At 30.3% G+C, this 22,218-nt stretch carries 25 protein-coding genes; 21 read left to right on the top strand and 4 right to left on the bottom strand.

The features are described 5' to 3' along the window. Positions 1-46 precede the first annotated feature (46 nt). The 5 genes from GOQ27_RS09785 to GOQ27_RS09765 all read left to right on the top strand — a co-directional run bounded on the left by GOQ27_RS09785 (position 47) and on the right by GOQ27_RS09765 (position 3,972). The gene (locus GOQ27_RS09785) at positions 47-748 is read left to right on the top strand and encodes a response regulator transcription factor (protein WP_203366679.1); all 702 of its coding nucleotides are present in this window, start codon (positions 47-49) and stop codon (positions 746-748) included. An 81-nt stretch (positions 749-829) separates the two neighbouring features. Then, complete coding sequence (locus tag GOQ27_RS09780) at positions 830-1,753, top strand: ATP-binding cassette domain-containing protein (protein WP_203366678.1); 924 nt, start codon at positions 830-832, stop codon at positions 1,751-1,753. Beyond that, complete coding sequence (locus GOQ27_RS09775; protein ID WP_203366677.1) at positions 1,746-2,498, top strand: ABC-2 family transporter permease; 753 nt, start codon at positions 1,746-1,748, stop codon at positions 2,496-2,498. Before GOQ27_RS09780 ends, GOQ27_RS09775 begins: the two co-directional genes overlap by 8 nt. Before the next feature lie 21 nt (positions 2,499-2,519). After that, positions 2,520-3,422 (top strand): sensor histidine kinase, encoded by a 903-nt coding sequence (locus GOQ27_RS09770; protein WP_203366676.1) that lies wholly within the window; start codon positions 2,520-2,522, stop codon positions 3,420-3,422. Positions 3,423-3,474: 52 nt separating this feature from the next. Next, positions 3,475-3,972 carry an ECF transporter S component gene (locus tag GOQ27_RS09765; RefSeq protein ID WP_203366675.1) on the top strand — a complete coding sequence of 166 codons (498 nt, stop codon included), beginning with the start codon at positions 3,475-3,477 and terminating at the stop codon, positions 3,970-3,972. A gap of 39 nt (positions 3,973-4,011) precedes the next feature. Here GOQ27_RS09765 and GOQ27_RS09760 read toward each other — a convergent pair whose 3' ends face one another. Continuing rightward, positions 4,012-4,668, bottom strand: coding sequence for a superoxide dismutase (locus tag GOQ27_RS09760; protein ID WP_203366674.1), 657 nt, complete (start codon positions 4,666-4,668; stop codon positions 4,012-4,014). A gap of 114 nt (positions 4,669-4,782) precedes the next feature. On the opposite strand from GOQ27_RS09760, the gene GOQ27_RS09755 reads away from it, so the two are divergent. After that, positions 4,783-5,331 (top strand): DNA-3-methyladenine glycosylase I, encoded by a 549-nt coding sequence (locus GOQ27_RS09755; RefSeq protein WP_203366673.1) that lies wholly within the window; start codon positions 4,783-4,785, stop codon positions 5,329-5,331. Between the two features lie 94 nt (positions 5,332-5,425). Continuing rightward, positions 5,426-5,872 carry a flavodoxin family protein gene (locus GOQ27_RS09750; RefSeq protein ID WP_203366672.1) on the top strand — a complete coding sequence of 149 codons (447 nt, stop codon included), beginning with the start codon at positions 5,426-5,428 and terminating at the stop codon, positions 5,870-5,872. Between the two features lie 24 nt (positions 5,873-5,896). Here the strand turns inward: GOQ27_RS09750 and GOQ27_RS09745 are convergent, their stop codons facing one another. Further along, a complete protein-coding gene (locus GOQ27_RS09745; RefSeq protein ID WP_203366671.1) occupies positions 5,897-6,367 on the bottom strand; it encodes a GNAT family N-acetyltransferase in 471 nt (156 codons plus the stop codon). Positions 6,368-6,499: 132 nt separating this feature from the next. Between GOQ27_RS09745 and GOQ27_RS09740 the strand changes: the two genes are divergently transcribed. Beyond that, on the top strand, positions 6,500-7,261 hold the full coding sequence (locus GOQ27_RS09740) for a DUF2087 domain-containing protein (RefSeq protein WP_350445898.1): 762 nt from the start codon (positions 6,500-6,502) through the stop codon (positions 7,259-7,261). A gap of 10 nt (positions 7,262-7,271) precedes the next feature. Then, a complete protein-coding gene (locus GOQ27_RS09735; protein WP_203366669.1) occupies positions 7,272-7,529 on the top strand; it encodes a DUF2087 domain-containing protein in 258 nt (85 codons plus the stop codon). Positions 7,530-7,543: 14 nt separating this feature from the next. Here GOQ27_RS09735 and GOQ27_RS09730 read toward each other — a convergent pair whose 3' ends face one another. Then, the gene (locus GOQ27_RS09730; protein WP_203366668.1) at positions 7,544-9,553 is read right to left on the bottom strand and encodes an LTA synthase family protein; all 2,010 of its coding nucleotides are present in this window, start codon (positions 9,551-9,553) and stop codon (positions 7,544-7,546) included. Between the two features lie 163 nt (positions 9,554-9,716). On the opposite strand from GOQ27_RS09730, the gene GOQ27_RS09725 reads away from it, so the two are divergent. Beyond that, a complete protein-coding gene (locus GOQ27_RS09725; protein WP_203366667.1) occupies positions 9,717-10,667 on the top strand; it encodes a vanadium-dependent haloperoxidase in 951 nt (316 codons plus the stop codon). A gap of 64 nt (positions 10,668-10,731) precedes the next feature. Here the strand turns inward: GOQ27_RS09725 and GOQ27_RS09720 are convergent, their stop codons facing one another. After that, on the bottom strand, positions 10,732-12,135 hold the full coding sequence (locus GOQ27_RS09720) for an MATE family efflux transporter (protein WP_203366666.1): 1,404 nt from the start codon (positions 12,133-12,135) through the stop codon (positions 10,732-10,734). A gap of 304 nt (positions 12,136-12,439) precedes the next feature. On the opposite strand from GOQ27_RS09720, the gene yhfZ reads away from it, so the two are divergent. The 11 genes from yhfZ (at position 12,440) to GOQ27_RS09665 (ending at position 22,142) form a co-directional block, all read left to right on the top strand. Further along, on the top strand, positions 12,440-13,378 hold the full coding sequence (gene yhfZ / locus GOQ27_RS09715; protein WP_203366665.1) for a GntR family transcriptional regulator YhfZ: 939 nt from the start codon (positions 12,440-12,442) through the stop codon (positions 13,376-13,378). Positions 13,379-13,431: 53 nt separating this feature from the next. Beyond that, a complete protein-coding gene (locus GOQ27_RS09710; RefSeq protein WP_203366664.1) occupies positions 13,432-13,791 on the top strand; it encodes a PRD domain-containing protein in 360 nt (119 codons plus the stop codon). A gap of 17 nt (positions 13,792-13,808) precedes the next feature. After that, positions 13,809-14,171, top strand: coding sequence for a DUF2620 domain-containing protein (locus GOQ27_RS09705; protein ID WP_203366663.1), 363 nt, complete (start codon positions 13,809-13,811; stop codon positions 14,169-14,171). Between the two features lie 22 nt (positions 14,172-14,193). Further along, on the top strand, positions 14,194-15,474 hold the full coding sequence (locus GOQ27_RS09700) for a YhfT family protein (protein ID WP_203366662.1): 1,281 nt from the start codon (positions 14,194-14,196) through the stop codon (positions 15,472-15,474). Positions 15,475-15,544: 70 nt separating this feature from the next. After that, positions 15,545-16,663 carry an amidase family protein gene (locus tag GOQ27_RS09695; RefSeq protein WP_203366661.1) on the top strand — a complete coding sequence of 373 codons (1,119 nt, stop codon included), beginning with the start codon at positions 15,545-15,547 and terminating at the stop codon, positions 16,661-16,663. Between the two features lie 21 nt (positions 16,664-16,684). Beyond that, entirely contained in the window at positions 16,685-17,593 is a 909-nt protein-coding gene (locus GOQ27_RS09690; RefSeq protein ID WP_203366660.1) for a phosphotriesterase family protein, read from the top strand. Between the two features lie 11 nt (positions 17,594-17,604). After that, a complete protein-coding gene (locus tag GOQ27_RS09685) occupies positions 17,605-18,711 on the top strand; it encodes an aminotransferase class V-fold PLP-dependent enzyme (RefSeq protein ID WP_203366659.1) in 1,107 nt (368 codons plus the stop codon). Then, the gene (locus GOQ27_RS09680; RefSeq protein ID WP_203366658.1) at positions 18,712-19,887 is read left to right on the top strand and encodes a YhfX family PLP-dependent enzyme; all 1,176 of its coding nucleotides are present in this window, start codon (positions 18,712-18,714) and stop codon (positions 19,885-19,887) included. A gap of 13 nt (positions 19,888-19,900) precedes the next feature. After that, positions 19,901-21,115, top strand: coding sequence for a phosphopentomutase (locus tag GOQ27_RS09675; RefSeq protein WP_252187800.1), 1,215 nt, complete (start codon positions 19,901-19,903; stop codon positions 21,113-21,115). Position 21,116: 1 nt separating this feature from the next. Then, on the top strand, positions 21,117-21,851 hold the full coding sequence (nagB, locus tag GOQ27_RS09670; RefSeq protein ID WP_203366657.1) for a glucosamine-6-phosphate deaminase: 735 nt from the start codon (positions 21,117-21,119) through the stop codon (positions 21,849-21,851). A gap of 24 nt (positions 21,852-21,875) precedes the next feature. Continuing rightward, entirely contained in the window at positions 21,876-22,142 is a 267-nt protein-coding gene (locus GOQ27_RS09665; protein WP_203366656.1) for an HPr family phosphocarrier protein, read from the top strand. Positions 22,143-22,218: the final 76 nt, after the last annotated feature.

Raw genomic sequence — 22,218 nt, 5'->3', positions numbered from 1 at the left:
TAATATTGAATAAAGAATTAGGAAAAGTTAAAAAGGAGTTTTTATAATGAAGGATAATATCAATATATTAGTAGTTGAAGATGATGCAGACATTAATAATTTATTACATAAAATATTGAGTAAACAAGGATATAATGTAAGAAGTGCTTACTCTGGATCTGAGGCTAAATTTTGCTTAGAACAGCAGGAGTATCACCTCGTCCTATTAGATTTAATGATTCCTGGTATTACTGGAGAGGAACTTATTTCAGACATTAGAAATGTTAAAACAATACCAATTCTAGTCATCTCTGCAAAACCAGGACAGGATATTAAAGTAGAAGTATTAAGATTAGGAGCCGATGATTTCATATCAAAGCCCTTTGATATAGAAGAAGTTGTTGCAAGAGTAGAGTCTCAGTTAAGAAGATATTTAATATTCTCTAATGGAGATAATAATTCAAACATATTCAAACATAAAAATTTAGTTTTAAATACAGAGACCTTTGAGGTAGAAGTGAAAGGTCAAGCTATAGCAGTCACTGCAAGAGAATTTAAACTATTAAAGATAATGATGAGTCATCCCAATAAAGTATTTACAAAGGCAAACTTATTTGAATCAGTGTGGGATTCAGAATATCTAGGAGATGACAATACGGTTAATGTACATATGAGTAATTTAAGGTCAAAACTAGCAAAAGCTGATCCTGATACAGAATACATTCATACAGTTTGGGGAATTGGATTCAAGATGAACGATAAAACTTAAGACTTTCTTAAGTTTTTCTTTATATTTTCTTTTATATTCTAATCTACAATATAAGTATAAAAGAAAAGGAGGTTATTAAAAATGTCTGAAACTATACTGAAAACTAACAACTTAGTAAAAAAATATGGAAATCAACTGGCTGTGAATAATGTCAATATAGAAATTAAGTCAGGGGATATATATGGACTTATTGGAAAAAATGGAGCAGGGAAAACTACATTATTAAAAATGATAACAGGCTTAACTTTACCTACAAAGGGAGAGATTCAACTTTTTGGAGAGACTTCTAATGAAGGATTAAACGAAGTAAGAAAGAGAACCGGGGCTATTGTAGAAACTCCAAGTTTTTTCCCATATTTATCTGCTAGAAAAAACCTAGAATATTTTAGAATTCAAAGAGGTATTGTCGGTAAGGATGTTATTGATGAAGCCCTTAAGTTAGTAGGACTTAGTGATACTGGTAAAAAGAAGTTTAAGAACTTTTCAATGGGAATGAAACAGAGGTTAGGATTAGCTGCAGCTATATTAGGAAGCCCAGATTTATTAATATTAGACGAACCTATTAATGGTCTTGATCCTACAGGGATAGTAGAAATTAGAGAGTTACTTCTTAAACTTAATAAAGAAAAAAATATAACTATAATCATTTCTAGTCATATATTAGGAGAATTATCTCAGATCGCAACTAAATATGGGTTCTTAAATAATGGTGATTTAATTGAACAATTATCTTCTAAAGAAATAGAAGAAAAATGCAGACGTTCCTTAGCGTTAAAGGTAAAGGATGCAAAGAAAACTTCTGTAGTAATTGAAGAAGAATTAAATTGTACTGATTATGAGGTTAGAGATAAAAATGAAATTAGATTATATGAGTTAATTGATACACCTGAAGTAGTTATAAAAACTTTAGTAGATAATAACATAATACTTTATTCAGCCCATCAAGTTGGAGAAAGTCTTGAGAATTACTTTATTAAGAGAGTAGGAGGTAATGGGAATGCTTAATTATATGAGAGCTGAAGCTTATAGGAATTTTAATAGAATGGCTTTTTGGAATTTTGTTGTTATTACTTCTGTATTAACTATAGTATTAAATATAGCTTTAAAGGTTACTCCAGGGATGGAAATTATAGGAGTATCCACTTTATTTGAAATTGGTATCGGAATGCTAACCATGCCTTTATTTTTAGTATTGATATTCATTGACTTAGTAACGGCGGAGGAACAAAAAAATCTAACCTTAAAGAATGCTATGTCCTTTGGTATTTCTAGAAATAAAATAGTTATTTCAAAACTAATAGTGACAGCAGTTCTAGCTATTCTATCAGCTATAATTATCTTAACAGTATTCTTTGGAAGTGGATCCATAATATTCGGAATAGATGAGAATGTAAATATAGATTTATTCCAAGATTTTAGTATAAGATTACTTGCTGCCTCTACCCTATGGATGGGAGCTATTACCCTAGGAACATTCTTAGCCTTAGTAATGAACAAAAATACTATTTTTGGATTTTTATACGCAGGGTTATTTCTATTCTTAGGTCAAGTATTAAATCTATTAACCCACTTTGTATGGGATAAATTTCAATATGCCTTTGATATCTTATTAACTAGTCAATTAACTGTTCTTGTATCGAAGACTTTGACTAATTCTGAAATAAGGTTTGCAGTATTAGTAGGATTATCCTATGTAGTGGTATTTAGTATTTCAAGTATGATATACTTTAGCAAGAAAGAAGTTAAATAGAATATAAGGAGGGTGGAAAATATGCAAAACTTAATAATTGTTTTTCTTATTATTATAATAGGTATACTTTTCACCCTTTATGTATTTTTAAAGAAGGAAATTAAAAATACAACTAATCAATTAAAGAGAATAAATAAAATAGATACGAATTCTAAAATACAGCTTTCTTCTACTGATAAGATATTACAAGAATTAGTTACAGAGATAAATAGAACTTTAGTAGAAAAACAAGAAATGAAAAGTGAATATAAAAAAGTGGATTTAGAGCTTAAACAAGCTATTGCCAACATGTCTCATGATTTAAGGACACCCTTGACATCAATAATGGGATATATTCAGCTTATAGAAGATGATAACTTATCTGATGATGACAAAAAAAGATATGTTGATATTATAAAAAGAAGAGCTAAATCTCTAGAAATTCTTATATCAAGTTTTTATGAATTCTCTAGACTAGAAGGAAAAGAATACCAATTTCAATTAAAGTCTATAAAACTACCTATAGTAACTTCAGATATAATAGCTTCCTTTTATAATGATTTTATAGAAAAAGGTATAGAGCCAATTATAGAGATAGACAATAATTTAGAATCTACCATTGCAGATGAGAAAGCAGTTAGGAGAATTATTTCTAACCTAATTCAGAATATGATTAAATACGGTAATAGCTTTGTGAAAATAGAATTAAAACAAAAGGATAATTATATTTTAATGAGCTTTGAAAATGATGCTGAAGATTTAGAAAAAGATCATATATCTAGACTGTTTGATAGGTTTTTCACTGCAAATAAAACCCGAAGTGATAATAGCTCAGGGTTAGGCCTTGCCATAACTAAACAATTAGTGGAACAGATGGGACATAGTATCTCAGCAGAACTTAATGAAGGAAACCTTAAAATAATAATAAAATGGAAAACTCTATAGCATTTATTATATAATAATTGTAGTAGTGATATTTATTACAGGAGGATTCATAATGGATACTAAAAAACTAGTTAGAACAGCACTTCTATTATCATTAGCTCTTATATTTCAGATAGGGTTTAGAGAATTTGCTCAACCTTTAGTAGGACCTTTAGTTAATATGACTTTGATCCTAGCTACTTTAATCTCAGGACCTATTTCTGGTATTTTTATTGGAACAATGACTCCTATGATTGCCTTTATGGTGGGTATAATTAGAATACTTCCAATAATACCAATAATTATTACTGGAAATATAGTGTTAGTTGTAGTATTTTACTTAATACATAATAAGATGAATTTTAAAGGGAAAGACTGGAGTGCTATAATAATATCTTCCTTTATTAAATTTGGTTTTTTAGCTATGGCAGTTAGGATGATATTGCCCTATTTCATGCCTAAAATACCTTCACCAATAATTACTGCCTTTTCTCTACCACAGTTATTTACTGCATTGATCGGAGGAGCTCTAGCTTTAATTCTTTATCCATTAATAAAAAAGCAAATATAATATTAAAGAGGCAGAATTTATTCTGCCTCTTTCTTTCATTTAACAGAAACTCATGGAAGTCATAGGCACTTGACCCATCATAGCTAAATAAAGTCTTCTTTCGACTTCATACCAATTAATCAAGTCCCACCATTCATTAATATATTCTTTTCTTTTGTTCTGATAGTCTAAATAATATGCATGCTCCCATACATCACATACCAGGATAGGAATCCCGCTCCACTGAGTCAGGTTCTGATGTTTTTCTGCCTGCAATATTTCCAGGTGATTCCAAGTAGGTTGCCAAGTGAGTATACCCCAGCCTGAACCCTCTACTTTTGCAGTAGCATTGATGAATTGTTCTTTAAAATTCTCAAAGTTACCAAAGTACTTATTTATCTCATCCATTGTATAAAGTCCAGGCTCTCCTCTCATACCGATAGGTGCCATGATAGACCAGTAAATACTGTGTAAAATATGTCCTGAACCATTAAAAGCTAATTCATTTTCCCAGTATTTTATATATTCATAAGCATTATTTTGTCGTGACTCTACTAGATTAACTTCGGCATTATTTAGGCTATCCACGTATCCTTTATGGTGCTTATCATGATGTAACCTTAAGGTTTCTTCAGAAATTATAGGCTCTAAAGCATTATATGAGTATGGTAACGGGGGTAGCTGATGCTGTCCCGATGGTATCATTGTATATTCCATAATTGAGACTCCTTTCATATAAAAGATATATTACTATATATTTTATTCCGAGGATAATGGATTAGTGTTGAGAAAGTTATATAATATAAGATGAAAAGAAAAGGAGGTATTTGTATGAATAGATGTGACTGGTGTAAAGGGGATGACCTATATATAAAATATCATGATGAAGAATGGGGAGTACCAGTTCATGATGATAGAAAGCACTTTGAATTTTTAATGTTAGAATCAATGCAGGCAGGACTTAGTTGGATAACAATACTAAGAAAAAGAGAGAATTTTAGAAAGGCTTTTGATGATTTTGATTATGAAAAGATTTCTACCTATGATGAAAATAAAATACAAGAATTGCTCAATAATGAAGGAATTATACGATATAGAAGAAAAATTGAAGCAACAATAAATAATGCTAATAGGTTTATGGAAATTCAAAAGGAATATGGGAGCTTTGATAAATACATATGGGGATTTTCTGATAATGAAGTTATAATGAATAATTATGATAATATATCTGAAGTTCCACCTAAATCTGATTTATCAGATAGAGTAAGCAAAGATTTAAAAAAGAAGGGTTTTAAATTTGTAGGGTCAGTTACGATATACGCTCATTTACAAGCAATAGGAGTTATAAACGATCATATAAACTCCTGTTTTAAAAAATAATCTCTTTAATCTTGTTGTATATTTAACAAAATATGCCTATAATTAATTATAAGTATATAGAAAGACTCTTAAGAAATAATAAGGAGATGATGTTATGGGATATAACATAGTGTATTTCTCAAGGACAGGTGTAAGTAAAAGAGTAGCGGAAAAAGTAGCTAATGGACTAGATACTAAAGCTATAGAAGTAACTGATAATAAAAGCTGGCAGGGAATACTAGGATTTATCAAAGGTGGTTTTTATGCCACAATAGGTAAAGAAGTTAGTATTAAGATTAATGGGGAAATAGATAGATCTGAAGAATATATAGTGTTATCCCCTCTATGGGCAGGAGGACCAGCGCCGGCAATTAGAACGTTTTTGAAAGGAGTACCTTCAAATCAGGTTAAGCTAGTGATTACATGTGATGGAAGTAATGTAGAGAAAGCTATTAATAAATATGAGAATAAGCATGGAAAGTTCAAAGAAAACTATGGCATAGTAAAACATGAAAAAAATGAAGAAAGGGTCATAGAAGAAATAATAAATTCATCTAAATAAAATAAAGATAGGGGTCCCCTATCTTTATTTTATTTCCTTTGACATATGCATACTAAAGGGCTCATATCCCATTTTTTTATATAATCCTATTGCTCTTTTATTGTGACCAAAAACATGTAAGGATATTTTATTGAAATTATTATTTTTTGCTTCATCCTCAATAAAGCTCAGACATTCTTTACCATATCCTTTACCTCTAAAATCTTCAGAGATAGAAAAGTCATATATAAATGCCTCATCACTATCTTGATTTCCTTTAGGACCATACCAAATCATACCTATTTTCTCACCATGTTCATTTAATATATTCATTATATTATGTCTTTTTGTATTTAGTGCATCAGGTAAGAATCTATTAAAAGTCTCTTTAGATACCTTTAATGAATCCTCCTCTTTATAAGCTCCAGAATTAACTAATTCTTTCGCATAATGAACAATAGAGTTCTCCATATAGTTATCAAATTCTTCATTGTTCATTATAATTAATTTAAGCATCCAATCTCCCCTTTATTTCCATTTACTATATTATATCAGAATATTTCGACCTTTATCACAATAAATATATTGCAAATATATAAACAATATTATAAAATGTTTATATATTAAGCAAACTGAAGGAGGGTTATGATGGATAACCAAATTTTTGATTCGGAGTTAAATGAAATAAAAAATGGTTACAAGTTTAATTCCAAAGAAGAACATTATAAATGTTTACAATGTGGGGATATCTTTGAGATTGGACGAATTTATGAAATAGAAAACCGTTTATATGAAGCATATAAAGCAATAAAAGAGCACAATAAGGTAGTACATGGAGGAGTATTAGAAAATTTACTAAGTTATGATAAAAAATATACTGGCATAACTGAAAAACAAAGTAGTTTATTAAAAGATATATCTAAAGGGCTATCGGACAAGGAAATTGCTAAGAAGAATGGAATAGCCCCTTCCACAGTTAGACATCAAAGATTCATACTTAGAGAAAAGGCTAAACAGGCAAAATTATATCTGGCAATTTTTGAGTCGGTGGAGTTATTAACTAATCAAGATTCAAAGGAGAGATTAGTTAAACCTCATGGAGGAGCAAAAATGTTAGATGAACGATACATTATAACTAATAATGAACATAAGAAGGTAATAAACACATATTTTGAATCACAAGATCCATTAATATTAAAATCCTTTCCATCAAAGGAGAAAAGAAAAATTTCTGTTTTAAGAGAGATTGCATCAATATTTGATCAAGAAAAAAAGTACACAGAAAAAGAATTAAACAATATATTAAAATTAATTTATCCTGATATAGCTACTATAAGACGATATTTAATTGAATATGGATTTTTTGATAGAACTAAAGATTGTAGTAGCTATTGGATTAAAGAAAGGTAGGGGAGATAAAATGTCTAAATTTGAAAACTTCTTAGATGAAAAGGGAAGAGTCAAAAGTTGGCCTTCAAAACATTTATTAAAAATAGAAGTAGTAAAATACATAGCTGATAAATTTGAAGAAGGTAAAGAATATAGTGAAAAAGAAGTAAATGATATCATTGATAAATGGCATACTTATGGAGATTATTTCATGATAAGAAGAGGAATGATTGATTATAAACTATTGTCCAGAAAAAGGGATGGCTCTAAGTATTGGAAAGAAAAATAATAAGGAGAGGAATTCTATTCTTCTCCTGTTGAATTTTGAGCTATTTTTTTCTTATATTCATCTAATATTTTATTATAATAATCTGTTTCAAGAATCTTTGCAGAATAGTAGAATTTACTATTGACAATATATGAAAACATATTTATATATTCATTTTCTATTACCTCATCTTTATTAGGAATAAACTCTTTAGTAATTGAGTTATACTTACCTCTATTAGTTATATAACTTTTATTCTGAAAGATAACTAAAGGATCAAAATCAGAGAATATATCCCTACCCATAAGGAGTCTTGAGTCATACTCCAATCCTAGTAAATTAGAAACAGTAGGGATTATATCTAAGCTTGAAGAAGGCTTATCAATAGTAACCTGCTCCATACCTTTAGCATAAATAATGAGTGGACTTTTATATATTTCAAAATTTTCCTCGACTGGATGACCGGCTAATTCATCTATTGTTTCTTTGTTTAGTCCATAAGGATAATGATCGGAGCTTAATACTATAAGTGTCTTATCAGCCACACCCTTTTCTTCTAGTTTATCCAGGAGGTACTCCAATGACTTATCTAATTCAATCTGAGTAGATATATAAGCTTTTGCCTCAGTAGAGTAGGGCAGGTGATCTACTAATTTTTTATTCTTTAAGGCAATATAGTTTCCAAAGAAGTTATATTGCATATGACCACTTACAGTCATATAATAGGCGTGGAAAGGCTCGTTATCTATATATTCAGGGATGCTTTTCTCCATCATTTCTATATCAGATTCAGGCCAAGTTTTTTTTACTTTAAGACCATTTCCTATTCCCTTATATTCATAGCCCATATTAGGATGGGATAAATGTCTATCATAATATTTATAACTATGATTATGATATGCTACTGTTTTATATCCTAAATTTTTCAATTGATTTCCCATAACAAAAGGAAGATGATTATCACTAGATTTAAGAAAACTCCATACTCCATCTTTAGGAATTAATCCAGTGCAGGCTACATATTCACCATCCGTTGTACTTACACCCCAGATAGGGTTATAAAAGTTTGTAAAATTATAACCTTCATTTACTAACTTATAGAGAGTGGGGGTTAAATCTTCATGAACTGCATAGGGAGAAAAGCTCTCGGCAGTTATGAATATAAGGTTATATCCTTTAAACTTCCCAGTGTATTCATTCTTGGGTGTAGGAGGTATGGAATTAAAGTATTCATGCATTTCTTTGATGGATTTATTACTTTCCGTAGATATCAATCCATCAAAGTCAATATCCATAGTGTTGTACTCTACTTTTGTTTGTTCTGTAGGCTCTTTTTTTAAAATATTTTTACTAGCTTTATACTTTGAATACTCTGCAATATCAATATTGTCTGTCTTTAACTCTGGAGACCATCCAGTTAACTGTCTTTGTAAATCTAGTCTCATTGTAGTTATTAATCCTAATTTACTTACAGATAGATTCATAGAAGTACTATCAAAATATAAATCATAAGCAGAGTATTGATCTTTATCACTGAAAAACAAAGTAACAATACCTATAATATGAGATATAATAATACATCCTACTAGTGCAGTTTTATAGTACCATTTGACTTTTTTAAGAGGTATTATTTTATTTCCAAAGATAATTAACATGATAGATGGAATAAATAATAGGAAGATTAAAATTAAGTTATTTTGAGTTATTGACCATATATCTTTAGAAAACTCTAGAACTTGAGAAGCATTACTGGCAGAATATAAGCTATAAAAAGTTTTAAATATTTTATAGTAGATTAGTTGGGAAGAGTATATGAACGCAATAGATGTTAACAATAAAACTCCTATGATTTTTTGTACTCCTCCATTAAAATAACTACATATAATAAAGAAAATAATTCCGATGGTACTCATAAAAATAAAAGAATATATAAGTCCAAAAGTCCAAATATCACCGATAGTAAAATTTCTAAAAATGATTTCTATATATATAAAAGATATCAAAAAGTAAAATAATAAAGTTAAGTTTTTACTTGATTTCACCATAAGTACAACCCTCCCACCTTTAATATTATAGTCTATTTTATCATAATATATGATATATATCTAAAAATTAAAAAAATATTCTGAATTTAACACACCATTAGTATCATAGAAATATTTTCTAACATATATTGAACTAAGAAAAGTCATATGTTGGAGGGTTACTATGAATATAGACTCATATAAAAATAAAAAATGTTCAGATATAAATTTGTCAAGAAAATGGTCTGAATTACCATATGCAGGAGAAGACACAGTTCCCCAGGGACTAGATCCTAATGCTGGATCATGGCCATTGTATTTTATGGATAGAAATACAGAAGGAGAGTTTACAACATTAGATGGTAAAGTTATTAATTTTGATATATTGAATCCAGACTATTTTAACTTCAATAAAGAGCTTTTAATAGTTAAAGAAACCCTGGATAATCTGACTCAGGAGGAGAAAGTAATAGCAGAGTATTGGGGAGATGGGCCTGCAACTAAACAGTGGACACCCATAATTGATAGACTAATAGATACTTACAGACTTACTCCTGTATATGCAGCTAGAGTACTAGCAGCAGTTCATGCTGGTATAAATGATGCTTTTATAGTTGCTTGGTACTATAAGTATCTTTGGGATGTAGCACGACCAAACCAGCTAGATCAAGAATTAGTTACAGAGATATGTACTCCTAAATTTCCAGCTTATCCTTCTGGACATTCAGTTATTTCTGGGACAGCAGAAGTTATACTAAGCTATTTCTTTCCATCAGAAGCTAATAAGTTAAGAGAATTAGCAGAAGAAAATTCATTATCTAGACTATATGGTGGGGTACATTTTCCAGCTGATCTTTCAGAAGGATTACGGCTAGGTAGACAAATTGGAAATATAATTGTAGATGTATTAAATAGTCAATATGATGAAAATGACAACATTATTGATAAACCAATAACAGAAGAGTTTGATGCAGATTTGTATCCGACTAATTATGAACAAGTGATACTTTTCCCATCTAGAGCTAAAGCTTGTGATTTACCCCTATTATCTGATTCTTGCAAAAGAGAAAGTGAAGATAAAAATGAAGATAAAGATGATGAATATTCAATAGACGATTTTGAATTTTCAATTTAAGCTTTAATATGGTAAAAAAAAGAATAATACCTATACAAGAATTCTTGTATAGGTATTATCTATTTCAAGCTGCTTTTTTACTTATATTTTCTTTTCTATCATATATTCTTTGCCACTTCTTAGATTTGAATCGGTAAAATACTATTAAAGCTCTTGATGATATATCTATCATCATTCCTATCCAAAAACCTATTAGTCCTAATCCTAAAACATATCCAAAGAAAAGACTTGAAAGTAATCTTCCGGTCCAATTACCAACCATAGTAGTAAACATAGTAAATCTAGTATCACCAGCACCTCTTAATGCTCCCACTAAAACTATATAGATTGCAAATATAGGTTGGATAGTTATTACCATTCTTACTACCGGTTTGGATAAGGATATAACTTCAGGGTTAGTAGTATATAGTTTGATTATAGGCTCTACCCAAATAAACATTGGGATAGATATTATTGTCATTATTATCATAGTTATATAAGTAGTCTGCTTCCCATATTCTGTGGCTAAATCTTCTTTACCTGCTCCTAAGCTTTGACCTACCAAAGTAGTAGCAGCTAATCCAAAGCCAAATCCTATCATCATTGGTAAGGAATTAATATTCATTGCTAAAGCATTTGATGCTATAGTTATAGTTCCTAACCCTGAAACTAAAATAGTATATATTATCTGACTTCCTTGTCTAACTAATTGTTCTACTGAGGCAGGAACTCCTATATTTAATATTTCTTTTATAATATCCCAATCAAGCTTCCACTTTACCTTATCGAAATGTATCTTAATAACAGTTCTTTTACTTGATAATACATATATAGCTACTAAGAAACCAACCAGTCTTCCAAGGCCAGTACCTAGAGCAGCTCCCGTAACTCCAAGCTGTGGTAAAAATCCAATACCAAAAATAAATAAGTAATTTCCAAGGACATTTACTATATTTGTTAGTACCATTATATATAAAGGAGTTTTCATATCTCCTAATCCTTGAAGAATAGAATTAATCATCAAAGTGGGTAGAGCAAAAATCATAGAAGTAAATACTATTTTTAGATATATATTTCCTTCAGTTAATATAAAAGGATCAACTTCATCCATTAATATCATCATTCCATTTAGAATATCCTTAGCAAAAATAAAGCCTAAAACTGCAACAATTATGGATAATATAAAACCAGCTAGTAGAGATTGAATTATTATATTATCAGTTTTTATAGAGTCTTTAGCTCCTTTATACCTTGCGACTAAAGCTGTAGAGCCCATAGTTAAAGCAGATAATATTCCTATAGTAACAAAAACAAACCTATTACTAACATCAGCAGTGGCTAAAGCGTGGGCCCCTATACTTCCCACCATCATAATATCCACTATACCTACAATACTTTGTAAAAACATCCTTAGAGCTGCAGGCCAAGCTAAATTCAATATATTTTTTCTCATTTTTTTCGGTGTTAAATCATCTGACAAATTTACCATTTAAAACATCCTTTTTGCATAATAATATTTCGAGATGCGAATATTTCGTCTTCATAAACATTTTATCACATACTACCTAATTTTTTAACGATTATATACTTTCATAGATATAAATGTAGTAATCTTTTAGGTACTCTATTACATATATAACCTTATTTGATTAGTACTAAATTTTTTTGAAATATTTTCTGTATAGAAAAATTGAAAGAAAATTATAATTATATCCTTGAATTTTATATTTAATCTGTTATAATGGAATTACAATATACAAAAAAATGTATTCTCCTGAGAGGTTGAATTTAATATGAATGATTATAAAAATAAACTAATGTCCAAAAATGGAAGAGTAATTATACTATTAGCTAGAGAAATGTTGACTTATTATGAAGGTGATAGAATAAAGACAGTAAGTCAATATACTGAAATTTTTAATACAGCAAGAGGTACAGTTCAATCAGCCCTTAAGTTTCTACAAGAAATTAATGGGTTAGAATTAGAATCTAGAGGCCATTTAGGTACTTATATAGTTAGAATAAATTATAAAAAACTATGGGAAGTCTCGGATTTCAGTGTAATAATGGGGGTAATGCCTTTACCTTATTCTAAAAGATATGAGGGGTTAGCTACTGGTCTTTATAAAGGTTTTGAGGAAAGAGATATACCTTTCAGTTTAGCTTTTATGAGAGGGTCTTCAAAAAGAATAGAAGCATTAACATTAGGTAAATATAGTTTTACTATAATTTCAAAGTTAGCAGCTAAATTAGAAATAAGAAAATCTTCTGATATTGAAATAGTACATGAATTTGGCGAAGGTAGTTATGTAGGAAATCATGTTGTGATTTTTAGAGATAAAAATGAAAGTAATATTAAAGATGGCATGAGAATAGCAATAGATACTAATTCTATAGATCAAGTAATACTTACTTCAAATGAATGTAGAGATAAGGAAGTGGAGTACGTAGAAACTCCTTATAATCAAATACTACAAAAAATGAAGAATGATGAAGTTGATGCAGCTATTTGGAATGTGGATGAGATAAAGGAAAAAAATCTAGAATATAATATTTGTCCTTTATCAAGCAAGAAGACAAGAGAACTTGCTAAAGAAGATACTATAGCAGTGGTTGTAATAAGTAAGAATAATAAAGAATTTGGAAATATATTAAATAGATTTATTGATTTAAAAGAAGTAGAAAAAATTCAAAAAAAAGTTATGAATAATGAAATAATACCAATATATTAGTTTTTTTTAGATTAATATACAAAAAAATGTACATTGAGTGGAGGGTTTTAAAAATGGATAAATTACTGAAACAAAGACTGGATATATTAAAAGAAGCTGGCGAGATAAGTCAAGATATAAAGGAGGCTACTTTAGAATTTATTAGTAAATTCGAAAACAAATATTCCTTAGAAATGACCGAAGAAAATTCCTCTATGTTAGTGACTCATTTAGCTATGGCTTTATCTAGGATAAAGAAAGGTGAAGAAATAGAAGAGATGAATGAAATGGCATTAGAAGAAGTTAAACAAAGTGAAATTTATTGTGAACTACCTGAATTTTATGAAGCAATTGAAACAAAACTAAATATAGAAATACCAGAATCAGAAAAAGGATTCTTAGCATTGCATGCATGTACTTTAGTAAAAAAATAAAAAGAGGAGGAATATAAATGATTAAATTTGTAGTTGGTGGACAAGTAGAAAAACAGAGTATAGCTGATTTAGTAAAAGAATTAGGGGGTGAAAAGGTAGAAGTAGTAGTAAAATCTGATATACAAGCTGCTAATGCTGTTAAGACAGGAAAGGCTGATTATTATTTAGGAGCTTGTCACACTGGTGGTGGTGGAGCATTAAGTATGGCCATAGCTTTATTAACTAGAGATAAATGTGCAACAGTATCTATGCCAGGTAAGCAACCTAAAGAAGAAGAAATAGTTAAGGCAGTATCAGAAGGAAAAGTAGCATTTGGATTTACTGGTGATCATTACGAAAAAGCAGTTCCTATTATTGTAAATGAAATTTTAAAAAAATAAATAATAATTAAGGGGGAAGACAATGAATATCATATTAATAGCTTTAATTGGAGCCTTAGCTTCTATTATGGCCAATAAAGGTATAGCAGTATTTAATGACGGGTTAAGACCTATAATGCCAGAACATATCGAGGGAAGAATGAGTAGAAAAGAACTTGCAGCTACTTCTTTTGCAATGAGTTTTGGATTAGTTATAGGGTTTGGTATCCCATTTTCATTAACAGCAAGTATTATTCTGATACATTCAATATTATTAGGTACAGATATAATTGGTACATCTTCACCAGATGGCAAAAAAGGACTAGTAATCTCTGGGATAATAGGTGCTTTATATGGTGCAGGAATATTACTTGGATTAGAAAGTATAGTAAAAGCTTTCGAATTACTACCTGTTAACTTCATGGGAAGTTTAGGGGAAGTAGGAGCTCCAATAGTAATAGCCTTTGCAGCATTCCCAGCTCTTGCTACTGGATATCAGTATGGAGCTAAAAAAGGTTTAATAAATTTAGGATTTTCAGTATTAGCAAGACAATTAGCCATAGTAGTAAGTCCATTAGCTATAGGAGCAGTTTCAATAAATATTAATCCAGAAGGTTCTGCTCTAATTGTAGGTATGATTATATTAATTATTTTTGCAGTAAGAGAAAAATCAGATGAAGAAGCTGTGGACTTAGTGTCTGTATTTGGAGAGAGAGTAAAGAGAATCAAGAAAAATGTACCATACTTAATGGTTATGGGTGGTCTTGTGGCAGCAGCTACTGCTATGGATCTTATGGCAGGAGACCCAATATCTCTTAACTTATTAAAAGATGGAAAAGCAATTGACGCTGGTTTTGCAGCTTTAGCAAGAGGTATAGGATTTATACCTTTAATAGCATCAACTGCTATAGCAACTGGAGTATATGCCCCTGTAGGAATGACATTTGTATTCGCAATAGGTTTATTTATCGCGAATCCTATCGTAGCAGCTATTGCTGGTGCTCTTGTTATAGGTGGAGAAGTATTATTCCTAGATAAAATTTCAAAGCTTTTAGATAAATTCCCTGGAGTAAGAAAGTCTGGCGATAATATCCGTACTGCAATGTCAAAACTTCTAGAAATAGCACTATTAGTAGGGGGTATGAATGCTGCTAATGCGATTGCTCCTGGTATAGGGTTCTTTATTGTTATAGGTCTTTATATATTAAATGAAATAGCAGGTAAACCAGTAGTTAAAATGGCAGTAGGACCAATATCTGCAATAATAGTAGGAATATTAGTTAACATTCTTTCAGTAATAGGATTATTTACACCTCCAGCATAAAAAAATATAGTAATGAACCTAATAAAGTCAAGGGAAACCTTGACTTTATTAGAAAAAAAGGAGTTTTAATATGGATTCAACACAGAAAAATATACTAATGCAAATGAATAAAGTAAGTAAAGCAGTCTTAAAGGCTAAGGAAGAAGAAGGTAGTGTAGTATATTGTAGAAAAGAAATATTGGAAGAAGCTGTTATTACTCTGGAAGAAAATCCGGATAGTTCTTTAGTATTATTTGGTGTTAAGAATACAGAAGAAATAGATAAAAAACTGGTAGAAAGATTAAAAGAAAATAATGGTTATTTATTTCATACTATAGATAAGATGTCCGAAAGAGGTAGGGCTATAGATATAGACTTAATAAATCCATTAACTGGCAGAGTAATGACAGGTTCATCCAGTGGAGGATGCGTTAACATACTAAAAGGAATAAATGATTTGGCAATAGGAACAGATGGGGGCGGATCAGTTTTAGCTCCTGCAATTAGTACTGGTTTATTTTCGATAATGGCTAAGGGAATGGGGCTTAAAGGAACTAGTATTAAAGCATCAACTGATAATATAAAGTTCACTCCAGGGATTGGAGTTATATCTCATAGTTATGATATATGTAAATCAGCAATAGAAACTCTTATAACTAAAAAAAATGTAAGTATTGATGAAAACAAAAATGAAAAAATAAAAATTGTTATCCCTAAAAAAGAATCTATTTTATTACCAAATGGAATAGACATGAGGGAATCTTTAAATGGAGTTATAGATGGGATTAAAGATTCTGTAGAAATAATTGAAAAAGATTTTAATAAGATAGAAAGTAGACTTGAGGCGATTCCTTTTTGTGAGGAAATATTTAAAGAAGATATAGATATTATCATCACAATGGAAGGACCGATAGATATATATGGTTTAGGAGATTCAGTGTTAGGTACATGGGGGAAGGTTGGCTCTAATATACAGAATGAGTCTGGAAAATATCTATTAAAAGTAGCTAATATGATTGATGCTACTGCTGTAACTATTCCCACTAGGGAATTAGGGATAGGAGTATTAATTATTGCAAAGAAGGGACTAGAAAGTGGGAAATCAGCTATAAAATTAGGTGATATGATAAGAAAACTGTATTCTGTTCCAGAATTATATAGCAGATATTTTATAGAAGGATATAAGAAAAAGAATAAGGGCTTTATTTAGACTAAATTAGGAGGGAATAATATGAGTATAGCAACTATTAATGGAATAATTAATAAAGATGACTTAGGAAACACCTATATACATGAACATTTAAGTATAGATTTATCATCACAAAAGAAAGATTTAGATACGAGATTTGATGATATAGAATCTTTGATTAAAGAAATGAAATTAATAAAGGAAAAAGGTATAGATACTCTTGTAGAAGTTACAAATAGAGGTATGGGTAGAAACATAGAAGTAATGAAAAAAATATCTAATGAGGCGGGAATTCATGTAGTAGCTAGCACTGGATTTTACAAGGAACCATTTTTACCATCTTACGTATATGAAATGGAAAAGAAAGAGCTAAGTAAATTATTGATTAAAGATATATTAGAAGGAATAGATGGGACTAATGCAAAAGCTCATGTAATAGGAGAAATTGGTACTAGTAAAGATACTATGACACCGATGGAACACAAGGTATTTAAAGTAGCAGCAAGGGCACACATTGAAACAGGAAGACCATTTTCAACCCATACAACATTAGGGACCTATGCATTAGAGCAAATAAAATTTATGAAAGAAAATAATATTGATCTTAATAAAGTGGTAATCGGTCATTTAGACTTAAATTGTGATTTAGATTATCATCTAAGAATTGCTGATAATGGATGTTACTTGGCCTTTGATACCATTGGTAAATCTAATTATCAATCTGATGAAAATAGGGTGAAACATATTAAAGAGTTAATAAATAGAGGACATTTAAATCAAATAGTATTATCTCAAGACATAACTAGGAAATCTCACTTAGCTGTCAATGGAGGAATTGGATATAGTTATTTATTAGATAATTTTATTCCGAAACTTTTAAAAGCAGGAGTAAGTAAAGAAGAAATTGATACTATGTTAAAACAAAATCCAAAAAACTTATTAGATATATAGGAGGTTTATATATGAAAGCATATCCTATAAGGACTGTAGATATAGAAAAAGCAAAAGAAATGCAATTTAAATTAGTTGATATAATCCATCAAAATTTTGATGGGAATGAATTTTTTCAAGGAGGAGACCTAGGAGTAGTACCAGGAATAGGTCAACCTAAATATACTCGAAAAGTGGAAAATGTTCTAGCTCAATTTTTTGGAGCAGAAGATGCTGTCCTAGTTCGAGGGTCAGGCACAGGAGCCATAAGAAATGTTATGAATTCAGTTCTAAAACCTACACAAAAAATATTAATCCATGATGCTCCTATATATCCAACAACAAAGATTATAGTAGAATCTATGGGATTGGAAACTCTGAAGGTAGACTTTAACAATATTTTAGAGGAAGATAAAGAAAAATTTAAAGCTGTAGATTTTGCACTTATACAACACTCAAGACAAAAGTTAGATGATAAATATGATTTAGAAGTAGTTATAAAAAAAATTAAAGATGTAAATAAGGGTATTACTATATTAATAGATGATAATTATGTTGTAATGAAAGCTGAAAAAATAGGAATAGAGTTAGGAGCAGATGTCAGCGCTTTTTCTTTATTTAAACTATTAGGACCTCAAGGAGTAGGCTGTGTAGTGGGAAAGAAAAATATAATAGAAGAAATACGAAGAATTAACTATTCAGGAGGTAGCCAAGTTCAAGGTCATGAAGCTATGGATGCCTTAAGATCCCTAGTATATGCTCCTGTATCTTTAGCAATACAAGCTCAGGAAATTAATAAAGTAATAGAAATATTAAATGCTGGAAGAGTAGAAGGGGTTAAATCAGCATTTATAGCAAATGCTCAATCTAGAGTAATATTAGTAGAATTTGAGGAGCCTATAGCTAAAAAAGTTCTAGAAAACAGTACAAAATTAGGTGCGGCACCTTACCCAATAGGAGCTGAATCAAGATATGAAGTGACGGCTATGTTTTATAGAGTTTCAGGTACCTTCCTAAAATCGGATCCTAAATTGGAGGATTATATGATACGTATAAATCCGATGAGATCAGGTTCAAATACAGTTCTTCGAGTATTAGAAGAATCTATAAAAAGGGTTTTAAAGGAAGGTGAGAAATAAATGTTTCTAGATATGACGATAAAAAGAAATGAAGGACTGATAAAAAGCGCAATTGATTTTCATAGAAATGGAGACATAAAGCCTAATTCATACATCCTAGATATAGATGCTATAAGATCTAATGCTACAAAACTTGCAAAGAAAGCTGAAGAATTAAATATAAAATTATATATGATGACAAAACAGATAGGAAGGAACCCTGAAGTAGCTAAAGTGATTGCTGAAAGTGGTATAGAAAAAGCTGTGGCAGTGGACCCTTGGGAAGCAATAAGATTAGCTGAAGCTGGGATAAAATTAGGAAATGTTGGACATTTAGTTCAAATACCTACTAATATGATTAAACAAATATTATTTTATAAACCAGAAGTTATTACTGTCTTTACTGTAGAAAAAGCAAAAGAGATATCAGAAGAAGCTATAAATTTAGGAATGAAACAGGATATACTACTAAAAGTAGTAGGATCTAAGGATATGATTTATGAAGGTCAAGTTGGAGGATTTAAAGAAGAAGAATTAATAAAAAAGGCAAAAGAAATAAAAATGCTACAAGGTGTAAATATAGTAGGAGTTACAGCCTTCCCATGCTTTTTATATACCTGTAATGAAAATCAAATTCAACCTACAGAAAATGCAAATACAGCAATAAGGTGTGCAAATAAACTAAGTGAAGAATTGGATATAGATATAAAGCAGATAAATACTCCTAGTGCTAACACTATAGCATCTTTACCATTACTCAAAGAAATAGGGGGAACCCATGGAGAACCAGGTCACGCCCTAACAGGAACCACTCCTCTTCATGGGAATAATGTGTTAGAAGAGATACCGGCTATGATTTATTTAAGTGAGATATCCCATTGTTTTGAAGATAAAGCCTATGTATATGGGGGAGGATTTTATAGAAGATCTAGATTAAAAAAAGCAATGGTTGGTACAGACTTTAAAGCTATGAAAGAAAATATACTAGAAGCGGAAGAAGTATCTCCAGAATCTATAGATTATTATGGGACTTTAAAAATAGGAGAGAAAAAAGCATCAGTAGGAGATACTGTAATCTATTCCTTTAGAACACAAATATTTGTAACAAGAAGTGAAGTTGTCTTAGTAGAAGGAATACAAAAGGATGAACCTAGAATTATTGGAGTTTATGACAGTTTTGGAAATAAACTTAGATAAGGCGGTGATTTAATTGAAAAAAAGAGCAATTGTACTAATATTAGATAGTTTAGGGGTGGGCTACATGGATGATGTAGTGGAGACTAGACCCCAAGATAAAGGAGCTAATACCTTTCAACATATATTAGATAAAGCTGATAAAATAGAGATACCTAATTTAGAAAAGTTAGGTATAAATAAAATTTTAAAGCATGAGAGACTAAAAAGTGTTGAGAATGAAGGTAGTTATGGTAAGCTAAACCTTAAACATTATGGAGCAGATAGTTACGCAGGGCATCAGGAAATAATGGGTACTGATCCTAAAAAACCTTTGATGAAACCCTTTGTTGATTGTATAGATGAAGTAAAAGAAGCTTTAGAAAAAGAAGGCTATGAAGTAGAAATACCTGACCTAGAAAAACAATATTTATTAGTTAATAAAGTAGTTATAGTAGCAGATAATATAGAAACTGATTATGGACAGATATACAATATAAGTGCTCCATTAGACTATATATCCTTTGAAAAAGTTATGGAAATAGGACAAGTTGTAAGGAAAAATGTAAAAGTAAATAGGGTAATAGCCTTAGGGGGTCATGAAGTTAGTCCAGAGCAACTCATTAATAGCATAGAACAGCGAGATGATGGTTTAGTTGGAGTTAATTCACCAAAATCAGGAGTATATAAAAAAGATTATCAAGCTAGACATATGGGATATGGGGTAGACCCTTCTAAACAAATTTCAAGTATTTTAACTAAAGAAAATAGAGAAGTTACCTTAATAGGTAAAATGCAAGATATAATAGAATGTGAAAAAGCAACAAAAATACCGGCAGTAGATACTGAACTAGTAATGAAAAAAATAATAGAAAATATAGATAAAATGAATGAAGGATTAATCTCAGCCACCGTTCAAGAAACAGATTTGAGAGGCCATGCAGAAGATATTCAAGGATATGCGGATAAAATTATGCTTGCAGATAAATATCTAGGAAATATATTAGAAAAAATGACTGAGGAAGATATTCTCTTTATAAGTGCAGATCATGGGAATGATCCTACTATTGGTCATAGTCAACATACTAGAGAAAAAACATTTCTACTGGCATATGGCAAAGGGTTAAATAATATTAATATCGGAGAGAGAGAGACTCTATCAGATATAGCAGCTACAGTAGCTGAGTATTTTAATGTATCAAACCCTGAAAATGGTGAGAGTTTCTATAGGTTATTAGTGGAGGATAAGTAACATGAAAATAATAGTAGCGAAAGATTATGAAGAATTAAGTAAAAAGGCAGCTGATATAATTGCCCAAGAAATAAAAACAAAATCTAATCCTATACTAGGTCTAGCTACAGGGAGTACACCTATAGGTACCTATAAGGAACTAGTGAATTTGCATAGAGAGGAAGACTTAGACTTTTCTAAAGTTGAGACATTTAATTTAGATGAGTACTATGGATTAGATTCAACTCATGAACAAAGTTATTCATACTTCATGAAAAAGAATTTATTTAATAATGTGAATATTAATATGAACAACACTCATATTCCAAATGGATTAACAGAAGATATAGAGAAAGAATGTAAAGATTATGATGCCTTGATAGAAAAGAAGGGTGGAATAGATCTTCAACTATTAGGAATAGGAGTCAATGGACATATAGGATTTAATGAACCTGGAGAAGAATTATCTACTGGTACCCACCTAGTTGATTTAGAGACAAATACAATCAAAGCAAACAGCAGATTCTTCGATTCTATAGAAGAAGTACCTAAGAAAGCAATTACTATGGGATTAGCATCGATAATGAAATCAAAAAGGATACTTTTATTGGCCAATGGAGAGAACAAAAAAGAGATTATCTCTAAAATAATAGATGGTAAGGTTAGTACAAATGTACCAGCATCTATACTACAAGTACATTCTAATGTAACAATAATAATAGATAAAGAAATAGCAGAATATCTAAATATAAACTAATAAAAGAAAAGAGGTTATCAAGATATGATTAAAAGTGAAGTTAAAATAACAAATAAAACAGGATTACATGCAAGACCAGCCAGTCTTTTTGTTAGTGAATCCTCTAAATATAAATCAGAAATTAAAGCAATAAACGGTGATAAAGAATACAATGCTAAGAGTATAATGGGAATCTTAAGCATGGGAGCAGTTGAAGGAGATATAATTACAATTATAGCTGAAGGTAGCGATGAGAAAGAAGCAGTTGAAGGATTAGTAAAATTAATAGAATCAAATTTCAATCAAGCTTAGAAAGGGGTAATTATATGTTTACAGGTACTAGTGCTTCTCCGGGCATAGCCTTAGGTAAGGTATTAATAGTGGAACA

Origin of the sequence: Anaeromonas frigoriresistens, from assembly GCF_016820655.1 — a bacterium.
Classification (GTDB): Bacteria; Bacillota; Clostridia; order Tissierellales; family SIT17; genus Anaeromonas; species Anaeromonas frigoriresistens.
The sequence above is the reverse complement of the archived record's forward strand: the minus strand, read 5'-3'. Positions and strand labels throughout refer to the sequence as shown.